Source organism: Photobacterium proteolyticum (assembly GCF_001939735.1).
Classification (GTDB): domain Bacteria; phylum Pseudomonadota; class Gammaproteobacteria; order Enterobacterales; family Vibrionaceae; genus Photobacterium; species Photobacterium proteolyticum.
Window position 1 is genome coordinate 1 of the sequence record NZ_MJIL01000046.1, and the last position, 18,802, is coordinate 18,802.

Sequence of the window (18,802 nt, forward strand, 5' to 3'; positions counted from 1 at the left end):
ATTCGGAACCGCCGTATGCGACCCACGCTTGTACGGTGGTGTGAGAGGACGGAGGCCGCGAGGCCTCCTCCTACTCGATTCATTCTAGTGTGATCCAGAGCCGAAAATGTGCGGTGTTCAGCAAAGCTGCATTCTTAACTTTGATTAATATATCTAATGGCTTGACGGTATGGGCAATAGCTGTAAAAGTATGGGTATATTCAACCCTTTGAGTATTGAGGGTGAAAAATATCAATATTGTTATTTAGTGTGGTGATTCATTTTATATAGAAAAAATAATACCGGGCTATAACGCGATAGAAACAATTTAGAATCAAAGGATGATACGGCCATGATACCAAGAGACGCGACACTCCGTGTTGTCAGACCTACGGATAATCTAGAGCAAATTGCTGTGATGTATAGTAAGGCACTTGGCTTTGAGATGCTTAAACAGTTTAAAGATCATGATGGCTTTGATGGTGTAGTACTAGGTCACCAACAACATGCCTATCATTTGGAGTTTATTCATCAACAAGGCGCCACTGTAGGAAAAGCACCTTCACAAGAACATTTGTTAGTGTTTTATATTGACTGCAGCAGAGTATGGGAACGTACCTGCCGTAATATGATTGATGCCGGATTTAGCGTGGTAGAGTCGACGAACCCGTATTGGGAAAATGTTGGTAAAACATTCGAAGATGTTGACGGATACCGCGTGGTACTACAAAATCGAGATTGGGATTGCTAATTCCAATTGAACCTTAAAAGCTCAGGCTAATACCTGAGCTTTTTTTGTTTATCTTCCCTAATGTCGCTTTGAGAGATCCTCGTAAGCTGACTTGAACATTAGGGTGAAGCCATCCTGCGACAATTCCTTGGCTGTCATCTCGGCTGCGTTCAGACGCCTATAACATTCACCTAGGGCAGCAATCGCATTATCAATCTCTTTGGTACTGAGTTGTGGAGTGTGCATCTTGGTTCTCTTCCTGGTAAGACAGAAACGTTATTAGTACATGCCGTTAAAGTGGGCCGTAATTTTATATTTCGACCATATCTTAGTCCGTATGAATAGAAACTGAACGGCGTGTAATTGTTTATTTGTTGTTGTTGGAAACGAATCTAGCCTATTGATTTTGTTAGCTGGCTTTGTCAGGAAAGTGTCAAATAAAGAAAACATCTGGTTTAAATTCAGAGCGTTGAGCAGGCTGATGCTGAGGGCTGCTTATATGAGCTATCAATATCATGCCTGCCGATTATTATTGGGAGGTTTTCGTCATGTTAATATCTTTTGTCCAGTTCCATTAGCTTGTGAATGAATGCCTGAATCTGAGCTTCATTGTTATTATGAAACTCTGTTGTGGTTTGGTTTATGACTGTATCGGGATCTTCATTCGCGGTATGGAAGTGGTATGTATTATGGAAGTTAATATCGAGGCTGACATTGCTATCAGATAGATTGACATAGTATCCATCCGGGTTCTCAGTGCAGGTGACTCCACCAAGCTGGATGCCCGTATCTGTCGCTGTTCCCTGAGTTTTGATCTTTTCGTACACACTAAGTAAGGTACGTACATCAACACTGTTTTTCATAACAACCTCCACCCAATTTCATATTGTTCCTACGGTAAAAAACGCAAGTTACACTTATAAATTTAGGTCCTGTCTCGTTGACTGCAAGCTAAGTTAGTTGAATGTTATTTAAGATCAAAAATAGAGCCCGTTAGGGGTCACAGTTTTGCCAGAAAAGGAACAGAACAACATTGATATTTTTAATGATTTCATAGTGACCTTTCGTAAGCTAAGTGATAGGTTGAATCTATGAACAGCCACTAAATGGAATTTATCCGATGTTTAAGCAGCTTACCGAAGCACAACTTGACCCTATTTTGTCGCTTTCAATTGCCTACCGAGAAGACGAGCGCGAAAATAAGATGGATTTAGGTATAGGGGTGTACCGGAATAGCCAAGGTGAAACGCCGATCATGCAGGCAGTTCAGCAGGCTCAGCAGCGTGTATTGGAGACACAAACGACCAAAGCCTATGTCGGGCTTGCCGGAAATGAGGTGTTTAATCAGTCAATGATGGATCTGTTGCTGACAGACACATCTGCATATAGCCGTGCTGCCGCAATTCAGACTCCGGGAGCTAGCGGAGCACTGCGGATGTTGGCCGATTTAATGCGTATTGCCCAGCCTGACACAACGGTATGGATTTCAAACCCTAGCTACGTCAATCATAAGCCTGTTATGGAAGCTGCTGGGTTGAAAGTTCGCTATTACCCGTATTTCAATCCAGTCACGAAGCAAGTTGACAGCCATGCGATGCTGACCGAATTAGCGAAAGCTGGTCCGAAGGATGTTGTGTTACTTCATGGGTGTTGTCATAACCCAACGGGGGCTGATATTTCGTTTGCCGACTGGCAGGCGATTACGGAGCTCGCTAATAAGAACGGTTTTATGCCATTTGTCGATATTGCCTACCAGGGCTTTGGAGATGGCCTGGAGCAAGATGCGGCTGGCTTGAAGCATATGGCCGACAATACTGAAGAGATGATTATCGCAACATCTTGTTCTAAGAACTTTGGACTGTACCGTGAGCGTACTGGTGCCGCGATTGTGATTAGTGATAGCCTGAAGGAAGCGAAGAAGGCGAAAGGGCGGATTATGAATCTTGCACGCTCGACATATACCATGCCACCTGATCACGGTGCTGCACTTGTCGCGGCCATTCTGAATGATTCTGCTCTTACTCAAATTTGGAAGCAGGAACTGGATGAAATGCTGGGGCGTTTATTGAGTTTGAGAGCTGGGCTGACAAAGGCGGTACGTGCACAAGGCTCAGATGAATTCGATTTTATCGAGCAGCACAAAGGGATGTTCTCGGTAACAGGTTTAAGCCCTGAGCAGATTGGCCGTTTGCGTGATGAGTTTGCAATCTATGCTGTTGGTGACGGGCGGATCAATGTCGCTGGCTTGCAGGAACAGCAGCTAGATTATCTGGCTAATGCGTTAGTTACCGTATCACGCTGAAGTCGTAACGATGAGTGAGGGAGCTAGTGAGCTCCCCACCTTTCAAGCATTTCTTTCAGTTCTTTGGACTGGTAAGGCTTACAGAGGATATCGTCCATACCGGCATCAATGCACTCCTGGCGTTCAGCCGTTGTTGTTCCGGCAGTTAAAGCAAGTATTGGCTTTTGGTAGCCATGTTCGCGCAGTTTCTTGGTTGCGCAGTACCCATCCATAATCGGCATTCTGCAATCCATCAAAATCACATCAAAAGAATGGTCGATTAAAATATCGAGCGCTTGCTGGCCATTATCAACAACTGTCGGGACAAGGCCGAGTTTACCTAACATCAGCTTGATTAACATCTGGTTGGTTTTGAGGTCTTCAACTACCAGTACTTTAAGTTCATCAAGTTGTCTGCGTTCTTTTCTACTTGTGGGGATTGGTTCCACCGGTGAATGATGGATAGATAAGGGGAGGGCGACGGTGAAGGTTGCTCCTTTACCGGCTTGGCTCTCAACCGTTATTTTGCCTTGCATTTGAATGGCTAGTTTTTTGCAAATAGCAAGGCCAAGCCCTGTTCCTTCATGGGTTCGCTTGCTGGAAATATCGATCTGACTAAAGGGTTTAAACAGTTTGCGCTGCTGTTCAGGAGAAATACCGCAGCCGGAATCGGTAATAGTAAAGACTAAATGCCCTTCCTGCCAGTCAACGAGAGCTGTGACATGACCCTGAGTTGTAAACTTGATGGCATTACCAATTAGGTTCACGCAGATTTGCTTTATTCTGTCCTCATCACCAATTAGTTGGTTTGGCACCGAGCTACTACATTTTACCGATAGTTGGAGCTGTTTTTCTGATGCACGAAGTTGGAAAATATCATCGAGCTTATTTGCCATGTTATGACAGTTAAAGGGTTTTTCTGAGAGCTCCAGCATACCTGCATTGATTTTGCTGTAGTCGAGCAAGTCGTTAATGATAGACCGCAAGAGTTCACCAGAATGGTTTAGAGTGTTTAAGAGTTTGTGCTGATGTTTAGTGAGTTCGGTATCTTCTAACAGCTCTGCAGAGCCCAAGACGCCATTCAGCGGCGTTCTGAGTTCATGATTTATCATAGCCAGAAAGTCGCGTGTGGCTTGTTCGGAAGCTTCCGCGCGTTCTCTTGCCGAGATCGCTTCTTCATAGTTTAACTGCCGGCCGATCGATGAGCGGAGCATTTCACTAAATATCGCCATGTGTTTCTTAATAGTCTGAAACCAGGTGCCTGTTGCCCGTATTCGAATGGCAAAATAGCCATTGATTGCCGGAGGTGTGCTCATCGATATCCATAGAATACCCTCCGAGTTATCCCAATACGTGTTAGTGTTTTTTAATAAAGCGGGAGGTTGCCATACCTGACGTCGACCTGAAATAAAGCTAGCGTTTATGCCTATGTCAGGCTCGCAATTAACTTTAATATGGCAGGCCGTTACCGAGAGGTTATCGACTAAACTATCTGTCAGTTGCTGAATAATGGCTTTGCTGGGAGACTGAATGAGGAACAGGCGACCATATTCCAAGAGCATGGTTTCCATTTTCGCTTGATAGGCGAGCAGCTCTGAGTCAACTTCTGCTTGGGCTTTTAGTTTTTCAACAGACTGTTCAACAAGCTTTTTGGCTGAGTAAAGCTCATGACTTTTTACTTCAAGTAGCTTTTCGGCCTCCTTGCGAGCGAGCTTTTCGCGTTCAAGCTTTTTGTGCAGTAACGCTATATGTTGGCTGGGATCCATGTTCATTCCACAATTAACTCGAGGTTAAACCGGACGTGACTTTCCTTTTTATTTATAGGCTCCATCATAATGTAGACAGTTTGGTCAAAATGCTTTGCACAGCCTTTGATTAGTCCCAGACATACATGTGACATACAGCGTGCGGACTTATAGTCCATGACCATGTTGCTTTCAGTTTCTGAAATAAATTCGAACCGGGGAGGAGTGGCATCCGGGTAGAGTTTTTTGACTTCTGTATGGATATGATCCTCGACTTTTCTGATGAAACTAAATGTATCTTGTTGGCGATCAGCCATCGCTGGCAATGTTTCCAGCAAGCGAACGAAAACGGCCTCGCCGTATACCTCCTGAAGGGACTCTGCTTTAATGCCCGTAAGCTTACTTAATGTAATGATGAGTTTTACAAGTGCTCGGTGGTCATAACTACCGACGGCAGTATAACTTCCTGTATCAGCGGCTTCATCAAGCATCTGTTGACAAACTTCAAGCCCAAAAGTCTCTTCGATAATGTCTAAAAACTCAGTAAAGATGATTCCTTTCATATTCTTACCTATTTCGCACCATCTATGATTCATTATGGTAAGCGAAATATGGAGCGTCAAAGTTCATTGAAGGAATGTGACGGGCAACATGCTAAAAAAGCAACGAAGAGAGCAATTAACTCTTGGAAAATACCAAAAAGAGATGCATTGCCTTTTGGTATTCGCCTGAAGAATGAAGGTGATATTGATTGTAGGTGTTCGTGTAACTTATAGCGAGTTTCGACTGATGACTAGCGCGTAATTATTATCAGTTCCGGCTTTCGCGAGTAAGCTGTTTTCCATTTCTTCAATTAAAGCTTGCTGGTTAGCTAGTGGTAGTGCATGTATATCTGATACCAGCGTTAGTCCATTATTCGTGTGATAAAGCATCCCGCAGGCCGCAGGTTTGCCTTTATAGAAACCGACAAACAGTTGTGCAGGTGATTCATCATCAAACATCATTTGCGTTAGAAATTCGACAATAGCTTCTTTTTCGGCCTCATCTTGCCATTTACTGGATAATACTAGCGCATAGCGAATTGTCAGTGGGTGGCAGTCAACGGGGTAGATTGTGAGCGCCGGTTCAGGGGTATCGGGAATAGATGATATCTGTTGGCTAGACTGTTGTTGCTGTTGATAGAGAGCAAGCCCTTGTTTGCTTAATGGCGTTGGGAATTCTGCCTCGGTTATGTGTCTTGCCATCCAGGCATTCTTTGCATTGATGAGTTGTTCAATCTGTGAAGGCATATCATCTATTCTTGAGTAGTGGTTCCCACACCTTACCGCAATTGTGTTTGATAAGGTATGGTGAAGCAGGTTAATTGGTTAATTAATGACTTATAATGATATCTTGATTAGGTACGCGATGCCGTTCGCTATAGATTCCTTCTTCTGTGCGTCTACCGCAACTGACAATCATAGTAATTTCAGCCTCTTTGGGTAAACCAAGAAGTTTCTTGGCTCGCTTGGAATCAAACCCTTCCATCGGGCAGGTATCATACCCTTCGGCCCGCATTGCCATCATGAAAGTCATTGCTGCCAGAGAGCTGCTTTTGTGCAGGCAGACTCGAAGATCGCTTTTGCTGACTTCTCGTACCATAGGCTTTTTAATTCCGAGACAATAGCTGAGGATCTTTCTGCCAACACCGAACAAACCTAATTGGTCGTTGCGATAAACAAAGGGAATGAGCTTCTCATAGTATTTTAAGGCTCGCTTGGCCGTTGCGTCTTCGCGTCCGTCGAATGCCTGGCGAATTTGTGCTGCATTCATTTCAGCTCGAGACTTCCATTTATAGGGAGTGATAACAAAAGCTACGAGTTCATTCGCTGTTTTTGCCGCGTTTTGCCCCATGCAGATATTGGCCAGCTGATCTCGTTCATTATCACTGATTACACGGTGGAATTCCCATAACTGCATGTTAGAACTGTTAGGGGATAGTACGGCCAATTCCAGTGACCGAGCGACAGCATCATGATCAAACTCAGAGTGTTGGTCATACTTCCTGACAGAGCGCCGAGAATGAATGAGGTCGTTAAAATAAGGGTGATGTTCTGACATGCTGAATTATCTGCGTTTTCAATATGAGATTATGTAAATTATATCAACCAGCTCCACTGAGCTAAACAACCATTTGCCTTTACTCTGGAACTAAAGCAGAACTGGTGTAACGTCATTTGCGGCTCTTGACATTAGTGTCTGCTAGATCGCAAATCTAATTATAACCAATGTGCCACATGGTGCGTATGATGTCTAATAGCCAGTTATGTTTGAAATATATAATCAGAGTGTTATGAGGCTTTACAACCCAGTAAGTGACATATATATCAGCATATTGCTATGTATAGGTATCGCGTTCGTAACTTATCTTGCTCGAGGGGGGGAGTTTAGCCGCCAGCTAATCATTGTGCTTGGCTATGGCGGGGTTTGTAACTTAATTAGTTTGCTTTTGAGAAGTTATTGGCCGTCTTGGCAGTCTTATGCCCACTTTATTGTTGTCGTCAGTGGTACTGTTATTTTCGGAACATTACATGCCATGCTCTGGTCGGCCTGGACGCCGTATGAAAGTGATCTCTGGCAACTTTTTAGCTTGCTAAGTGCAGCCCTATTTTTTTCAACCCTAATCTATTACTTCTTCCATAATCGCGAAAAGGCACTGAGGTACGAGTCCGAGCTGAAACAGGCCAGATTACTTCAGGTGGAACATGAGAAAGCGCTTGTTATCAGCCAGCTACAAGTTCTTCAAAGTCAAATTGAGCCCCACTTCTTATTCAATACGTTAGCTAACCTGCAAGTCTTGATCGACACGGATGCCAAGAAAGCCAATCTGCTGTTGGAACGTCTTACGGATTTGTTGAGGATCAGCTTAAAGAAAAGTCGCCAAGAATCGATAATGCTGGAAGATGAAATCGAGCTACTTGATGCGTACTTGGGGATTCAATCAATACGCCTCGGGGAGCGGTTAACTTATCAGCTTACTGTTGATGAAAGCGTAAATAAACGATGCAATATACCGCCTCATATGTTGCAGCCGCTGGTTGAAAACGCTGTGTACCACGGGATTGAACCTCGTAAGGAGGGGGGAGAGATTATGGTTCACCTGACATCTCTGAATGGACGAATAAGAGTAGAAATTAAAGATACCGGTGTGGGTCTTGATGGCAAATCCTTGCATAAGGGAAACGGAGTAAGCCTGGATAATATCCGGCAGCGGTTGATTGCCTTGTATGGGGATCATTCCTTTCTGTCGGTCACGTCACCAGATACGGGAGGAGTAACAACCAAAATCGAATTTATCCCGGAGGAATACATATAATGGTCGACTTGAAAACGATCACGGCTGTCATTGCTGATGATGAACCATTACTGCGACACCACTTAAATCGTTCACTTTCCGATGCGTTTCCCCAGCTTGATATTGTTGCCAGTGAAGCGGATGGTAAGTCAGCGTTAGAGAGCATAAAGCAAAAAAGACCCGACGTCGTTTTTTTAGATATTCGGATGCCGGGGCTGGATGGTATCTCTGTGGCCAAGGCGTTAAACGGAATCGATCCAATTCCCTTGATCATTTTCATTACGGCCTATGACGAGTATGCCATTCAAGCCTTTGATGAACATGCTTTTGACTACTTGCTCAAACCAATTACCGAAAAGCGTTTGCTAAAGACTTGCGAACGAATCAGATCATATTTGTTTTCCGTACGGACGGAGCAAAGACGTACCGATCCTAATTCTGTTGAAGCGATAGAACGATTGGTTGCGAGAATTCAGTCTCCGGCTAATAGTTATCTTCGGTGGATTAAAGCAAGTAAAGGGGATGATATTTGTCTGGTTCCTGTCGATGATGTGAACTATCTAAAAGCTGAAGATAAGTATGTCAGCGTATATACACGATATGGTGAGTATCTCATTCGTACTCCGCTCAAAGAACTCATTAAACAGCTTGATCCAGATCTTTTTTGGCAAATCCACAGAGCGACGATTGTGCGAGTTGATGCGATAGATCGTGTGAAGCGTGATTTCACGGGGAAAATGTACGTTCATTTATCGTCAGATAATGTGAAACTAGCGGTAAGTCGAAACGCACAGGGGCTATTCAAGCAAATGTAGCCCGCCCGCTGGGTAGCTATGACATTAGCGTTTATCGAAGAGATCTTTATATACTCCATTTATCGCGGTATCTTCCTTTTATCCTTCTCAATAACCATTTATCGCATGGATGTTTACGAAGTCCGTATAATTGGTAATCTATCAGCATATACGGAGACGGCCTAAAGTTTATAGCTGAAGAGTTGCAGAAATAACGAAACAGCTTGTTAATATCACTCTGTAATGAATAAAAATAATGTTGGTTGGCACTTAACCGAGCCCCCTTTGGGGGGGCAAGGTTAAATTAGTGATCTGTACTCAGTTCTATTATGAGGAATGATTGTGATTGAGTTTCAGAGAATACAAAAGAATTATCATTTATCAGGCCAGAAGGCCTACGAAGCCCTGAAGGGGGTTCACGGCATAATTAACCGAGGTGAGACTGTCGTTTTGTTGGGCCCATCAGGCTCGGGAAAAAGTTCGTTGCTGAACATTTGTAGTCTGCTTGATAATAGTTATAAAGGGCGAGTGATTATAGATGGTGAAGCAATTACGAAAACGCCCGAATTTTCAGTCGGTATTCGCCGTGAAAAGATAGGATTAATTTATCCCGGATTTAGTCTGGTAGCAGCCTATACTGTGTTCGAAAACATTGAATTTCCACTGATCCTCAATCATGTTCCTGATGAGATTCGCCGTGCGCGCGTGTCGGATATGATATTGAAGTTAAATCTGGAAAAGTATGAAGAATTTAAGCCCGATCAACTCCCTGTCGAACTGAAGCGAAGGGTTGTGGTTGCCAGAGCCTTTATTAATCGGCCTGCTGTTGTCATTGCGGATGAGCCGGTCGCAGACCTAGAGAGTAGTGATGCATTGAGCCTGATTGATTCAATAAATCAAATAGGGAAAGAAACAGGAAGCGCGGTGCTAATCGCAACATGTGACGCTGAGTTGACCTTGGGCTGCGATCGCATCATACACCTACATGATGGCAATATTGTAGAGCATGTGCCTTTGGCCTCTGTTCATCGAAGTAAGATCTCAGAGGCGCTTCCATGGGGAATCTAATTCTGCAGATGAGATTGATGAAAAATTGTCTAATTTATCACTGGCGCTCGTCTTTGCTCTCGATAGTCTCTGTCGGCTTCTTTTCTATGCTGTTATTGATTCTACGTTATAACATGATAGATTCAATAGCATATTATGATAATAGCAATTCTCTATATTTATTTGGGCAGATTCTGGTTATATTATTATTTATATTATGCACTTGGGGTATAGCCATAAATAAAGTTTTAAATAATGCATCTGAATTCAAATCATTTATTGTGATTGGCTTGAATAACAGTGAGATATTACTTTGTCTAGTGGCTAATTCATTGATTGTAACTGTGCTAGGATTTTCCCTGGCTGGAGTTCTTGCAATACATTACCTACCTATCGGACAGCATGTAATGGAGCACTCTCTATGGGAGGCATTATCAATGGTCATTGGAGGGACATGTATATCGGTAGCCATAGGTGCGACTGTGTTAAAAAGATGCCTTGATGATGGCAGATGATAATGAGGTAGGCTGGTTGCCCCCTGAGGCGTCATCAAAAATATATATGCGTAGTGTATGTTTATAGTCTATAAATTTAAGTGTTTAAAACACAATTCAGGGAGAGAGTGAATGGACTGTAACTCGCAAATTAACCGTTACCATTTCTTATCATCGAACATGCCAATAGAGAATTTTTATCAATCAATACAGTTATTTATGTTGCCTGGGAAAATGCTGGAAACATTTGCATTGACTCAGGCTCAATATTCTATTGAAACAGCCGCTATTCAAACAAGCAACTTGCTTGAAGGCATGGATGCCAATCTTTCGGCAACGGTAAGCGAAATGGACAACAGCTTGGTCTTTCCCTTTGATGTCATGGATTACGTATCCAGAACGACGTCTGATAATTGGCGAGTGTTGCTGGGCGGTAAAACAACGGCTGAGCTTAAGCTGGTTGAGCAGGTTGAAAGTCAGGAAACGTTGTTCTCCCGAATCGAAAAGCAGTTAAAAAAAGAGAATGCGGTATTAACACAGAGTCTCACGGAAAAAGAGAGGAGGTTAACATCACAAGTAGCTGAATCAGAGAAGGCCCGGAAAGCCAAACTATCGGCGCAGCGTGCTCAGCGAAAATTAAAAGCAGAACTTGAAAAAAGTAACGATCAGCTAGCGGTTTTTAGAGCTGAATGCGAGACATATACAGAGAGATACGATCAACAGTTGTCGGACAATTCAGTATTGAAGACAGCAAATAAGCACTTAGAGCTTGAGCTTGCTGAAGCAAGACAAGAGTCGATATTACAAAAAAATGACTCTGAGCAGATGGCTAGAGAAGTTGAAGCCCTGACTACAGAGCAATCAAAACTAATTGCCGAGAAAGACGGCTTGCAAAAACGTATAGAAGAGTTACAGCACCAGTTGGAACATTCTTCAAACTATACCGAATAATAATTCTTTCCATCTTATCAAGCGCCCCGCTCACAGGGCGCTTTTTTTATGCTCCATTGCTTATCTGGTACAAGGTGCTCGAAAGTTCTTGCCCAACAAGGCTGAGATTGATAAATGTTTGGATTATGTTAATTGTTTTTAACGCTTAGTGTATCGTAAGACTAGGATCAATCGGGCATGAGCCGCGAAGTTACAGTAGGGAGAGTGGATATGGAAGGTGGGCAACGTGATGTGACGTTGAGGTTTCTTGCGGAGCCGGGAGATGTGAATTTCGGTGGTAAGGTTCACGGTGGGGCTGTGATGAAATGGATTGATTTGGCGGCCTATGCATGCTCGGCTGGGTGGAGTGCGAAATATTGTATTACGGCTTATGCTGGTGGTATCCGTTTCGTGGCGCCGATTCATGTTGGCAATCTGGTTGAGGTAAGTGCAAAGGTTATCTATACCGGTAGCTCTTCTATGCATATTGCTATTGATGTACAGGCGAGTGATCCAAAAACACTGGAAAGAAGGTTAACAACACATTGTATTGTGATAATGGTTGCCGTAGACGAAGACGGTAAACCGACACCAGTCCCTGAGTGGGTGCCTCAAACCGAGGAAGATAAGATGCTGCGTGACTCCGCGATTAAGTTAATGAACATGCGCAAGGAGATCGGTGAGGAGATGGAAGCACATGTGAAGTATCTGAAAAAAGGGCACTGACAGGAAAGATGCCGCCCCACCAAACTGTGGGGCAGGCATTGATATGATATACCCAAGCTACCTCAAGATGCTCGTTTCAACGAGAATTACTTGGTTACTGACTGTGGGTGAATTTCGATACTTGCTCAATCAGATCTGAAGATTGGCGACTCAGTGTGTCCGTTGTTTGAGCAAGATGATTGACGAGATGCTTGTTGTCTCTGGCAATGTCATCAATGCGTTCGATTTCGGATTTGATATTGATACTGTCGTTGGCCTGCTTGGCGGCGATTTCTTCCAACTTTTCAAGCTGACTCAGAGATAGTTTAGCCCCGGCACTGAGCTCACTTAGCGGCTTAACCATATCAGTGACCATCGAAACACCGCGTTCCATTTCGGAACGTCCCTCGACCATACTTGTTACTGCTTCATTGGTTTCCCTGTCGATCTTGTCGATAACATTGTTGATCTCGACGGTAGCCGTGCCTGTTCGCGTGGCTAGGTTCCGGACTTCGTCGGCAACGACAGAGAAACCTCGTCCGCTTTCTCCGGCGCGAGCAGCTTCGATTGCAGCATTCAAGGCTAGTAGGTTAGTCTGTTCGGCAATTTCTCTGACGGTGGTTACCAACTGGCGCACGGAAGCGGCACTTTCCTGCAATGTCTCGACAGATGTAGCCGAGTGGCTGATGGCAGAGGCAATTTTATCAAATTCCTCGGTGACTAGATTAATGCGCTGTTGACCATCCAAAGCAAGATCATGGCCTTGCTGCGCTTGCTTTTTAGCCTCTTCGGCAGTTGCTGCGACCTGAACACTTTCATCCGAAAATGTATTGATAGTATTGCTGATTCTCTCGACAGCCAGTTCCTGGGTGTTCGATCCTGTTTGGATTTGGGTAACAGGGTGCTGAATGGTTTCCGCTGCAGTACTGACTTTGTCAGATGAATGGTGGATCGCCATAATGAGCTGATCCAGGTTCGAGCATGTCTCGGTCAGGGCATGGGTGATATCACTAATTTCATCTCGTCCCTGTGGCAGCGACGGATGTCGAAGATCACCACTAGCAAGGCGACGGACAGCCTCGACAACACCACGAATTGGTTTAACGATACTGCGGCTGACAACAAATGCCAAAATAATACCAAGAACGAGGGCTGCTGCAGAAAGGCCCATAACCCATTGCTGTGCTTGCTCTCCTTCCTGCTCAACGAAGGTCTGCTCTTCCATCATTAGCATCTGCTGCTGCATGCTTAATGCTTCGATGGCATTAAGGAATGCCGCTAGTGCTGGTTGCGTCTGTTCCGAGAAGTGGCCAGCGGCTTGTTTCGGTTCGATTTCGACAAGCTCTACAGAGGCAAGGAAAGCCTTACGGTAGGCTGCCTTGCTAGCCAGCAGCTGGTCAAACTTTTCGTTCAGTCCGAGGGTTTTTACTTCGGCAAACTGATTGATGATATTGTCCAGTTGCGCTAAGTGGGTGTCCATTTCTCGATATAGCTGCACTCTTTTATCCCAGTCACTGGTAGACAGGATCTGCAATAAGCGCAGTGCGGCTGCTTGTGCCTCAATATTCATTTCGGAAGACAGGGTGACGCGTTGAACATCATGTTCGATAAATTGTTTCGAAGCCGCTGAAGAGCTTTTCATTCGCTCAATTGCAACTCCGGAGATGACGAATAGCAGCGTTAAGATGAGTAAGAAACTCACTCCCAGACGCTGGCCTATCCTTAGATTGGAGAGAAAAGACATATATAGATTCTCTATTCCATAGGTAACAATAATGTTTCAATGATGACACATGTAATTAACGCTTTAAACTGAATAAGTTAGTTTTAATAGCATCTTTTTGTTGTACACATTCCTTGTTGTTATTAAAGACAGATATTCTAGTTTGGGATCAGGTTCAGACAAGGTTAGGATTAATGCTATAGAATCATAGCGGTACGGCAATGAAAGGACTCAACATGGTACATAATCGAATGCAGGACACTTTTCAGTCAGCGCTGGTTGTCGAGGGCGGTGCGATGCGGGGGATATTTGCAGCAGGAGTGCTCGATAATTTCATTGATAACAATTACCGCCCTTTTGATTTTTGTATCGGCGTTTCTGCCGGCTCAACGAATCTGGCGGCCTGGCTCGCCAATCAGCGGGGCAGAAGCTATAGGGTAATCACAGATTACTCTTGTCGACCCGAATTCATCAACTTCCCGCGCTTTGTAAAAGGGGGACATTGGCTGGATCTTGACTGGTTATGGGAGATAACCATAGAAGAGATCAAGATCGATGCAGAAGCAATGATGAGCCAGCCGATTCCCCTGTATGTTGTTACTACTAAAGTGAATACCGGCGAAGCCGCATATATCAAGGCGACGGCAGATAATCTCAATGAGTTGTTGAAAGCATCGTGTTCGGTGCCAGTTGCTTATCGCCATTTTCCCTTGATTAATAATGAGCCGATGACAGATGGTGGAGTGGCAGATTCCATTCCTGTGATTAAGGCTTATGAACTCGGTGCCAGAGACATAACGGTTGTCCTATCACGCCAGTTTGGCTATCGGAAAGCCCCTGTTCGAAACAAGTGGCTGGTAAAGAAAATGATGTCTGAGTTTCCGGCCTTGTCGGAAGCGATGATAAGACGAGCTGAAAGTTATAACAAAGCCATTGATTTTATCGAGAACCCGCCCGAAGACTGTTCCATTACTGTTATCGCACCGCCAGAGTCGTTTTCCGTTGGCAGAATTACTACCGATCAGGCCAAGCTTAATGCGGGTTATCAACTCGGAATAGAAGCTATAAACCTCCAGCAGGTATGAGTTCACGGTATTGATAATGAAAGGAGTTTTTGTGATTGAAAACGCGCAGGAAAATGATATTGCTGAAATAACGGTTCTGATTGAGCATGTTATAAAAACCTGCATTGACGTAACCGATCGTGATGCCAATGACCTGGTAGCCCATAGTGTCTACAACATGTTGTTATGGAAGAAAAATAAACATAATGCTGCTCACTTAGTCTATCGTTTCGATAACAGGATCGTAGGCGTAGTATTGGTCAAAGAATTTTGGAATATTACCAGCTTATTTGTTGATCCGGACTATCAGGGCAGAGGTATAGGTAAAGCCCTCATTACTGAGGCCTTAGCTCAATGCAGGGTAAAGTCGCCCAAAGGGTTAGTGAGGCTTTCATCGTCGACCCATGCTCAAGATTTTTATCGTGCGATAGGTTTTGAGCAGGCAGGAGAATCGAAGCCTTTGCCTGGTGGATGTATTCCGTTTCAGTTTGTATTCAATAGCATTGATTAACAGTTGAACCCGGAAGTAAAGAATGACCAGGTTTTAATTACCCTCAATGCGATTATACGCCGGATATAGATAGACTTAGGAGTAAGCATGCAATCTATTCAAAACCCTTCGCTGCTGTCGTTTTTATGTGAGCCGTCGGAGCAATCACTTGCTGTTACGAACCCGGCTACCGACGAGGTTATTGGCCATATTCCGACCCAGTCGAAAGCTGAGATTGAAGCAGCAATAGAAAGATCGCATGAGGCGCAGGGGTACTGGAAAAAAAGAATAGCAAAGGAGCGGGCAGCGGTGTTAAAGCGTTGGTTCCAACTGATAATGGACAACCAGCAAGATCTGGCTCGCATCATGACTTTGGAGCAAGGTAAGCCGCTGACCGAAGCAATGGGAGAGGTTGCCTACGGCGCATCGTTTGTCGAATGGTTTGCTGAAGAGGCCAAGAGGGTTTACGGTGATGTGATTCCGGCACCAATGAGTGATCGTCGTCTTGCAACGATCAAACAACCTATCGGCGTAACCGCGGCTATTACCCCTTGGAATTTTCCTATTGCGATGATCACCCGCAAAGCGGCACCTGCCCTGGCGGCAGGCTGCAGCATGATAGCCAAACCTGCAAACCTTACCCCTTTGTCAGCCTATGCCGTTGCAGAATTGGCCTATCAGGCCGGTATTCCCCGTGATTTGTTAACGCTGGTCGTGAATGCTTCAAGCAGCATGGTCGGCGAGGTATTTTGTTCCCATCCGAAAATTAGAAAATTATCCTTTACCGGCTCGACTCAAGTTGGACGCTTGTTGTTGGCACAATGTGCCAACGACATTAAGCGTACTTCGATGGAACTGGGTGGCAATGCGCCCTTTATCGTTTTTGATGATGCCGACATCGACAAAGCCGTTCAGGGGGCCGTTGCTTCCAAGTTCAGAAACGCCGGTCAGACATGCGTTTGTGCCAATCGCTTCTATGTTCAGGACTCGGTCTACGAGACATTTGTCGATAAGTTTGTTGCAGCCGTCAAGGCTCTGAAGGTGGGCAATGGTCTTGATGATGGCGTTGTGATTGGACCCGTTATCGAGCAAAAGGCCAAAGAGAGTATTGAACACATCATTGCCCATGCCAAGCAAGAGGGAGCAACGGTTGCCTGTGGAGATACTCAGCAATCGGGATTGTTTGTCTCTCCGACTGTCTTGACCGAGGTCAGACAGGATATGGATATAGTTCAACAAGAGATTTTTGGCCCTGTCGCACCGATTATTCGTTTTAACAGCGACGAAGAACTCATCGATATGGCAAATGATACAATTTATGGTCTAGCTAGCTATTTCTATAGTCGTGATATTGGCCGCATCTGGAAGGTCGCCGAAGCGCTCGAATACGGCATGGTTGGCGTCAACGAGGGAGTTATTTCCACTGAAGTCGCCCCTTTTGGTGGCGTTAAGCAGTCGGGGCTTGGACGTGAAGGGGCGAAGCAGGGAATAGATGAATTCCTCGATGTAAAATACCTTTGCTTTGGCGGATTATAGCAACTAGTAAATCGCGACTATATCAAAGACTTTTTGTTCGCCGCCGATGTGTACGATAACTTCGTCATCAACATGGCTGCCAGCCAGGGCATGCCCAAGTGGAGCTGAAGGTGTCACGATAATGATTTCTTTGTCAGAAAAGTCGAATTTCAGACCACCGGCGGCTGGTCCGAGAAAGACAAATTTATCGTTATCATCCTCGTCAACCAGATGGATCAGACAGCCGAGGCCAATGGCATCCTCGCTGGAGAACTGCTTTATATCAAGCTTGGCATACAGTGACAAATCTTCTTCACACTCGGCAACTCGTTGAGCTTGCCCCTGAGCAAGGTATGAGGCTTCCAGGCTTAAAGTGTCATATTTATGCTCAGGTGCGTTTTCCTCGTCTGTTGCTGTCTCGTATGCGCGCGTAGCTGCATCTATCGCAGATTGGTGGACAGTTTTAAGCTCATCTACAATGTGTTTGAGTAACAGTGTTTTATCCATGCTTATATATTCATTGTTATGCAGGTGGTCATCGTACCTGAAAGCGAACATGATGTCATAGACATCTCATGACGTAGTTATTTCTGAGTCTGTACGTATAAGTATATGACGAAGAAGTGACGAAAAGGGTTGAGTATGCCAACAGTCGGATTCGGTGGCAGCTGCTATTGGTGCACTGAAGCAATATTTCGTTCCTTGGCAGGGGTCGAGCAAGTCAGACAGGGCTGGCTAACTGCTTGTGGTAATGACGGGCCGTCTGAGGGGGTTATTGTCAGTTATAATGAGCGGATCATAGATCTGCATACATTGATTCAAATTCACCTGCACACCCATGGCTGTACATCAAATCATGCATTGCGTGGCCGTTATCCCTCGGCTGTCTATGTTTACAGTACTGAGCAGGGAATAGAAGCTGATGCTTGCCTCAAGGTATTACAGGCTGAGTTTAATCAGCCAGTCATCACCCGGGTACTGGACTTCGTGGCGTTCAAACCGTCATGCGAGCAGATTCAGGACTATTATTATTCCAACCCGGACAAGCCATTTTGCAGAAATCGCATCACTCCTAAGTTGCAGAGGCTATTAGAAAAATTTTCAGACAAAGTAGACCAGAGCCAAAAAGCTGTGATTGAGGGAGAGGTGGGCCAGATAACAAGAGGTAGAGCAAAAATGACAACCACTAAGGATTACCCACTCGAGCACGATACGGTAAAGCATGAATACCGAATGGAGCTCTCCGAAGATACCTATGCGTTGGTGACCTACAGCCTTGAAGGTAATGTATTGCACCTCAACTACTCTGAGGTACCGACTTCACTCAGAGGGCAGGGAGTTGGTGAAATATTGATGGAGTCGGTACTTACCCGAATTCGGGAGGAAGGTTACAAGATTTTACCTGTGTGCGGTTATATCAGTAACTACATCACCAAGCATGAAAAATGGCATGATTTGGTCGCGGACTAGTCCCGGTTAAATCACTATTATGTGAGACGCTGTTCACCATATTGGTTTTAGTTAGGGTAGTTGAAGATTTTTGCTCTACATTTGTTATATAGATAAGAGTAAAAAAAGCAGGGAGGCTAGCCTATGACAAAGCGGGCAGTAAAATATTGGAATGTTCTGGCAGAATCGAGTCGCAACCGTTGGCAAGTGCTCGATGGAACCGATGGCATGATAGAGCAAGTGACATTAAGCATGGATGACTCGACGGGTGACTATACCCGTTTGACCCGCTTCAAGGCGGGGGCAGATACCACACCGTTTGGTCGAAATCGTCATGATTACCCCGAAGAGGTGTTTATTGTATCCGGTCGACTTTATGATCAGACAAACGGCACCTGGCTAGAGCAGGGGCATTATGCCAATAGGCTGCCCGGTGAAATACATGGCCCCTTTTTGTGCGAGCAGGAATGCATTGTGCTGGAGATATCGACACCGAGCCAGGCATAGATTACTAAATCATCA

At 44.8% G+C, this 18,802-nt stretch carries 20 protein-coding genes; 12 read left to right on the forward strand and 8 right to left on the reverse strand.

From position 1 onward, the window contains the following. The first annotated feature begins 331 nt into the window (after positions 1–331). Positions 332–730, forward strand: a complete 399-nt coding sequence (locus BIT28_RS03265; protein WP_075762214.1) for a VOC family protein — start codon at positions 332–334, stop codon at positions 728–730. Positions 731–787: 57 nt separating this feature from the next. Here the strand turns inward: BIT28_RS03265 and BIT28_RS29475 are convergent, their stop codons facing one another. Further along, positions 788–955, reverse strand: coding sequence for a hypothetical protein (locus BIT28_RS29475; RefSeq protein ID WP_175577486.1), 168 nt, complete (start codon positions 953–955; stop codon positions 788–790). Positions 956–1,260: 305 nt separating this feature from the next. Continuing rightward, positions 1,261–1,572, reverse strand: a complete 312-nt coding sequence (locus BIT28_RS03270) for a DUF3081 family protein (RefSeq protein ID WP_075762215.1) — start codon at positions 1,570–1,572, stop codon at positions 1,261–1,263. 257 nt (positions 1,573–1,829) lie between these two features. Here BIT28_RS03270 and BIT28_RS03275 point away from each other — a divergent pair, with 257 nt between their 5' ends. Beyond that, a complete protein-coding gene (locus tag BIT28_RS03275) occupies positions 1,830–3,011 on the forward strand; it encodes an amino acid aminotransferase (RefSeq protein ID WP_075762216.1) in 1,182 nt (393 codons plus the stop codon). Positions 3,012–3,034: 23 nt separating this feature from the next. On the opposite strand, the gene BIT28_RS03280 is transcribed toward BIT28_RS03275, so the two are convergent. The 4 genes from BIT28_RS03280 to BIT28_RS03295 all read right to left on the reverse strand — a co-directional run bounded on the left by BIT28_RS03280 (position 3,035) and on the right by BIT28_RS03295 (position 6,835). After that, entirely contained in the window at positions 3,035–4,756 is a 1,722-nt protein-coding gene (locus BIT28_RS03280) for an ATP-binding protein (protein ID WP_075762217.1), read from the reverse strand. Between the two features lie 2 nt (positions 4,757–4,758). Continuing rightward, positions 4,759–5,298 (reverse strand): heme NO-binding domain-containing protein, encoded by a 540-nt coding sequence (locus tag BIT28_RS03285; protein ID WP_075762218.1) that lies wholly within the window; start codon positions 5,296–5,298, stop codon positions 4,759–4,761. Between the two features lie 207 nt (positions 5,299–5,505). After that, positions 5,506–6,024, reverse strand: coding sequence for a hypothetical protein (locus tag BIT28_RS03290; protein ID WP_075762219.1), 519 nt, complete (start codon positions 6,022–6,024; stop codon positions 5,506–5,508). 82 nt (positions 6,025–6,106) lie between these two features. Beyond that, the gene (locus tag BIT28_RS03295) at positions 6,107–6,835 is read right to left on the reverse strand and encodes a nitroreductase family protein (protein ID WP_075762220.1); all 729 of its coding nucleotides are present in this window, start codon (positions 6,833–6,835) and stop codon (positions 6,107–6,109) included. A gap of 232 nt (positions 6,836–7,067) precedes the next feature. Here BIT28_RS03295 and BIT28_RS03300 point away from each other — a divergent pair, with 232 nt between their 5' ends. The 5 genes from BIT28_RS03300 to BIT28_RS03325 all read left to right on the forward strand — a co-directional run bounded on the left by BIT28_RS03300 (position 7,068) and on the right by BIT28_RS03325 (position 12,060). Beyond that, positions 7,068–8,090, forward strand: a complete 1,023-nt coding sequence (locus tag BIT28_RS03300) for a sensor histidine kinase (protein WP_075762310.1) — start codon at positions 7,068–7,070, stop codon at positions 8,088–8,090. After that, positions 8,090–8,884 (forward strand): LytR/AlgR family response regulator transcription factor, encoded by a 795-nt coding sequence (locus tag BIT28_RS03305; protein WP_075762221.1) that lies wholly within the window; start codon positions 8,090–8,092, stop codon positions 8,882–8,884. Before BIT28_RS03300 ends, BIT28_RS03305 begins: the two co-directional genes overlap by 1 nt. A gap of 321 nt (positions 8,885–9,205) precedes the next feature. Beyond that, a complete protein-coding gene (locus BIT28_RS03310) occupies positions 9,206–9,931 on the forward strand; it encodes an ABC transporter ATP-binding protein (protein ID WP_075762222.1) in 726 nt (241 codons plus the stop codon). A 605-nt stretch (positions 9,932–10,536) separates the two neighbouring features. Continuing rightward, positions 10,537–11,355 (forward strand): hypothetical protein, encoded by an 819-nt coding sequence (locus BIT28_RS03320; RefSeq protein WP_075762224.1) that lies wholly within the window; start codon positions 10,537–10,539, stop codon positions 11,353–11,355. A 210-nt stretch (positions 11,356–11,565) separates the two neighbouring features. Next, positions 11,566–12,060, forward strand: a complete 495-nt coding sequence (locus tag BIT28_RS03325) for an acyl-CoA thioesterase (RefSeq protein ID WP_075762225.1) — start codon at positions 11,566–11,568, stop codon at positions 12,058–12,060. Positions 12,061–12,154: 94 nt separating this feature from the next. Here BIT28_RS03325 and BIT28_RS03330 read toward each other — a convergent pair whose 3' ends face one another. Continuing rightward, positions 12,155–13,783 carry a methyl-accepting chemotaxis protein gene (locus tag BIT28_RS03330; protein WP_075762226.1) on the reverse strand — a complete coding sequence of 543 codons (1,629 nt, stop codon included), beginning with the start codon at positions 13,781–13,783 and terminating at the stop codon, positions 12,155–12,157. Between the two features lie 215 nt (positions 13,784–13,998). Between BIT28_RS03330 and BIT28_RS03335 the strand changes: the two genes are divergently transcribed. The 3 genes from BIT28_RS03335 (at position 13,999) to BIT28_RS03345 (ending at position 16,852) form a co-directional block, all read left to right on the forward strand. Beyond that, positions 13,999–14,847, forward strand: coding sequence for a patatin-like phospholipase family protein (locus tag BIT28_RS03335; RefSeq protein ID WP_245823639.1), 849 nt, complete (start codon positions 13,999–14,001; stop codon positions 14,845–14,847). Between the two features lie 31 nt (positions 14,848–14,878). After that, a complete protein-coding gene (locus BIT28_RS03340; RefSeq protein WP_075762311.1) occupies positions 14,879–15,337 on the forward strand; it encodes a GNAT family N-acetyltransferase in 459 nt (152 codons plus the stop codon). 87 nt (positions 15,338–15,424) lie between these two features. Next, complete coding sequence (locus BIT28_RS03345) at positions 15,425–16,852, forward strand: NAD-dependent succinate-semialdehyde dehydrogenase (protein WP_075762228.1); 1,428 nt, start codon at positions 15,425–15,427, stop codon at positions 16,850–16,852. Between the two features lie 3 nt (positions 16,853–16,855). On the opposite strand, the gene BIT28_RS03350 is transcribed toward BIT28_RS03345, so the two are convergent. Beyond that, a complete protein-coding gene (locus BIT28_RS03350; RefSeq protein ID WP_075762229.1) occupies positions 16,856–17,338 on the reverse strand; it encodes a GreA/GreB family elongation factor in 483 nt (160 codons plus the stop codon). Positions 17,339–17,473: 135 nt separating this feature from the next. Here BIT28_RS03350 and BIT28_RS03355 point away from each other — a divergent pair, with 135 nt between their 5' ends. Beyond that, entirely contained in the window at positions 17,474–18,301 is an 828-nt protein-coding gene (locus BIT28_RS03355) for an N-acetyltransferase (protein ID WP_075762230.1), read from the forward strand. Between the two features lie 123 nt (positions 18,302–18,424). Next, a complete protein-coding gene (locus BIT28_RS03360) occupies positions 18,425–18,787 on the forward strand; it encodes a cupin domain-containing protein (protein ID WP_075762231.1) in 363 nt (120 codons plus the stop codon). The last annotated feature ends 15 nt before the right edge of the window (positions 18,788–18,802 follow it).

Coding starts and splice junctions, on each gene's coding strand:
- BIT28_RS03265 (WP_075762214.1), top strand. CDS start 332: ATGATACCAAGAGACGCGACACTCCGTGTTGTCAGACCTACGGATAAT.
- BIT28_RS29475 (WP_175577486.1), bottom strand. CDS start 955: ATGCACACTCCACAACTCAGTACCAAAGAGATTGATAATGCGATTGCT.
- BIT28_RS03270 (WP_075762215.1), bottom strand. CDS start 1,572: ATGAAAAACAGTGTTGATGTACGTACCTTACTTAGTGTGTACGAAAAG.
- BIT28_RS03275 (WP_075762216.1), top strand. CDS start 1,830: ATGTTTAAGCAGCTTACCGAAGCACAACTTGACCCTATTTTGTCGCTT.
- BIT28_RS03280 (WP_075762217.1), bottom strand. CDS start 4,756: ATGGATCCCAGCCAACATATAGCGTTACTGCACAAAAAGCTTGAACGC.
- BIT28_RS03285 (WP_075762218.1), bottom strand. CDS start 5,298: ATGAAAGGAATCATCTTTACTGAGTTTTTAGACATTATCGAAGAGACT.
- BIT28_RS03290 (WP_075762219.1), bottom strand. CDS start 6,024: ATGCCTTCACAGATTGAACAACTCATCAATGCAAAGAATGCCTGGATG.
- BIT28_RS03295 (WP_075762220.1), bottom strand. CDS start 6,835: ATGTCAGAACATCACCCTTATTTTAACGACCTCATTCATTCTCGGCGC.
- BIT28_RS03300 (WP_075762310.1), top strand. CDS start 7,068: ATGAGGCTTTACAACCCAGTAAGTGACATATATATCAGCATATTGCTA.
- BIT28_RS03305 (WP_075762221.1), top strand. CDS start 8,090: ATGGTCGACTTGAAAACGATCACGGCTGTCATTGCTGATGATGAACCA.
- BIT28_RS03320 (WP_075762224.1), top strand. CDS start 10,537: ATGGACTGTAACTCGCAAATTAACCGTTACCATTTCTTATCATCGAAC.
- BIT28_RS03325 (WP_075762225.1), top strand. CDS start 11,566: ATGGAAGGTGGGCAACGTGATGTGACGTTGAGGTTTCTTGCGGAGCCG.
- BIT28_RS03330 (WP_075762226.1), bottom strand. CDS start 13,783: ATGTCTTTTCTCTCCAATCTAAGGATAGGCCAGCGTCTGGGAGTGAGT.
- BIT28_RS03335 (WP_245823639.1), top strand. CDS start 13,999: ATGGTACATAATCGAATGCAGGACACTTTTCAGTCAGCGCTGGTTGTC.
- BIT28_RS03345 (WP_075762228.1), top strand. CDS start 15,425: ATGCAATCTATTCAAAACCCTTCGCTGCTGTCGTTTTTATGTGAGCCG.
- BIT28_RS03350 (WP_075762229.1), bottom strand. CDS start 17,338: ATGGATAAAACACTGTTACTCAAACACATTGTAGATGAGCTTAAAACT.
- BIT28_RS03355 (WP_075762230.1), top strand. CDS start 17,474: ATGCCAACAGTCGGATTCGGTGGCAGCTGCTATTGGTGCACTGAAGCA.
- BIT28_RS03360 (WP_075762231.1), top strand. CDS start 18,425: ATGACAAAGCGGGCAGTAAAATATTGGAATGTTCTGGCAGAATCGAGT.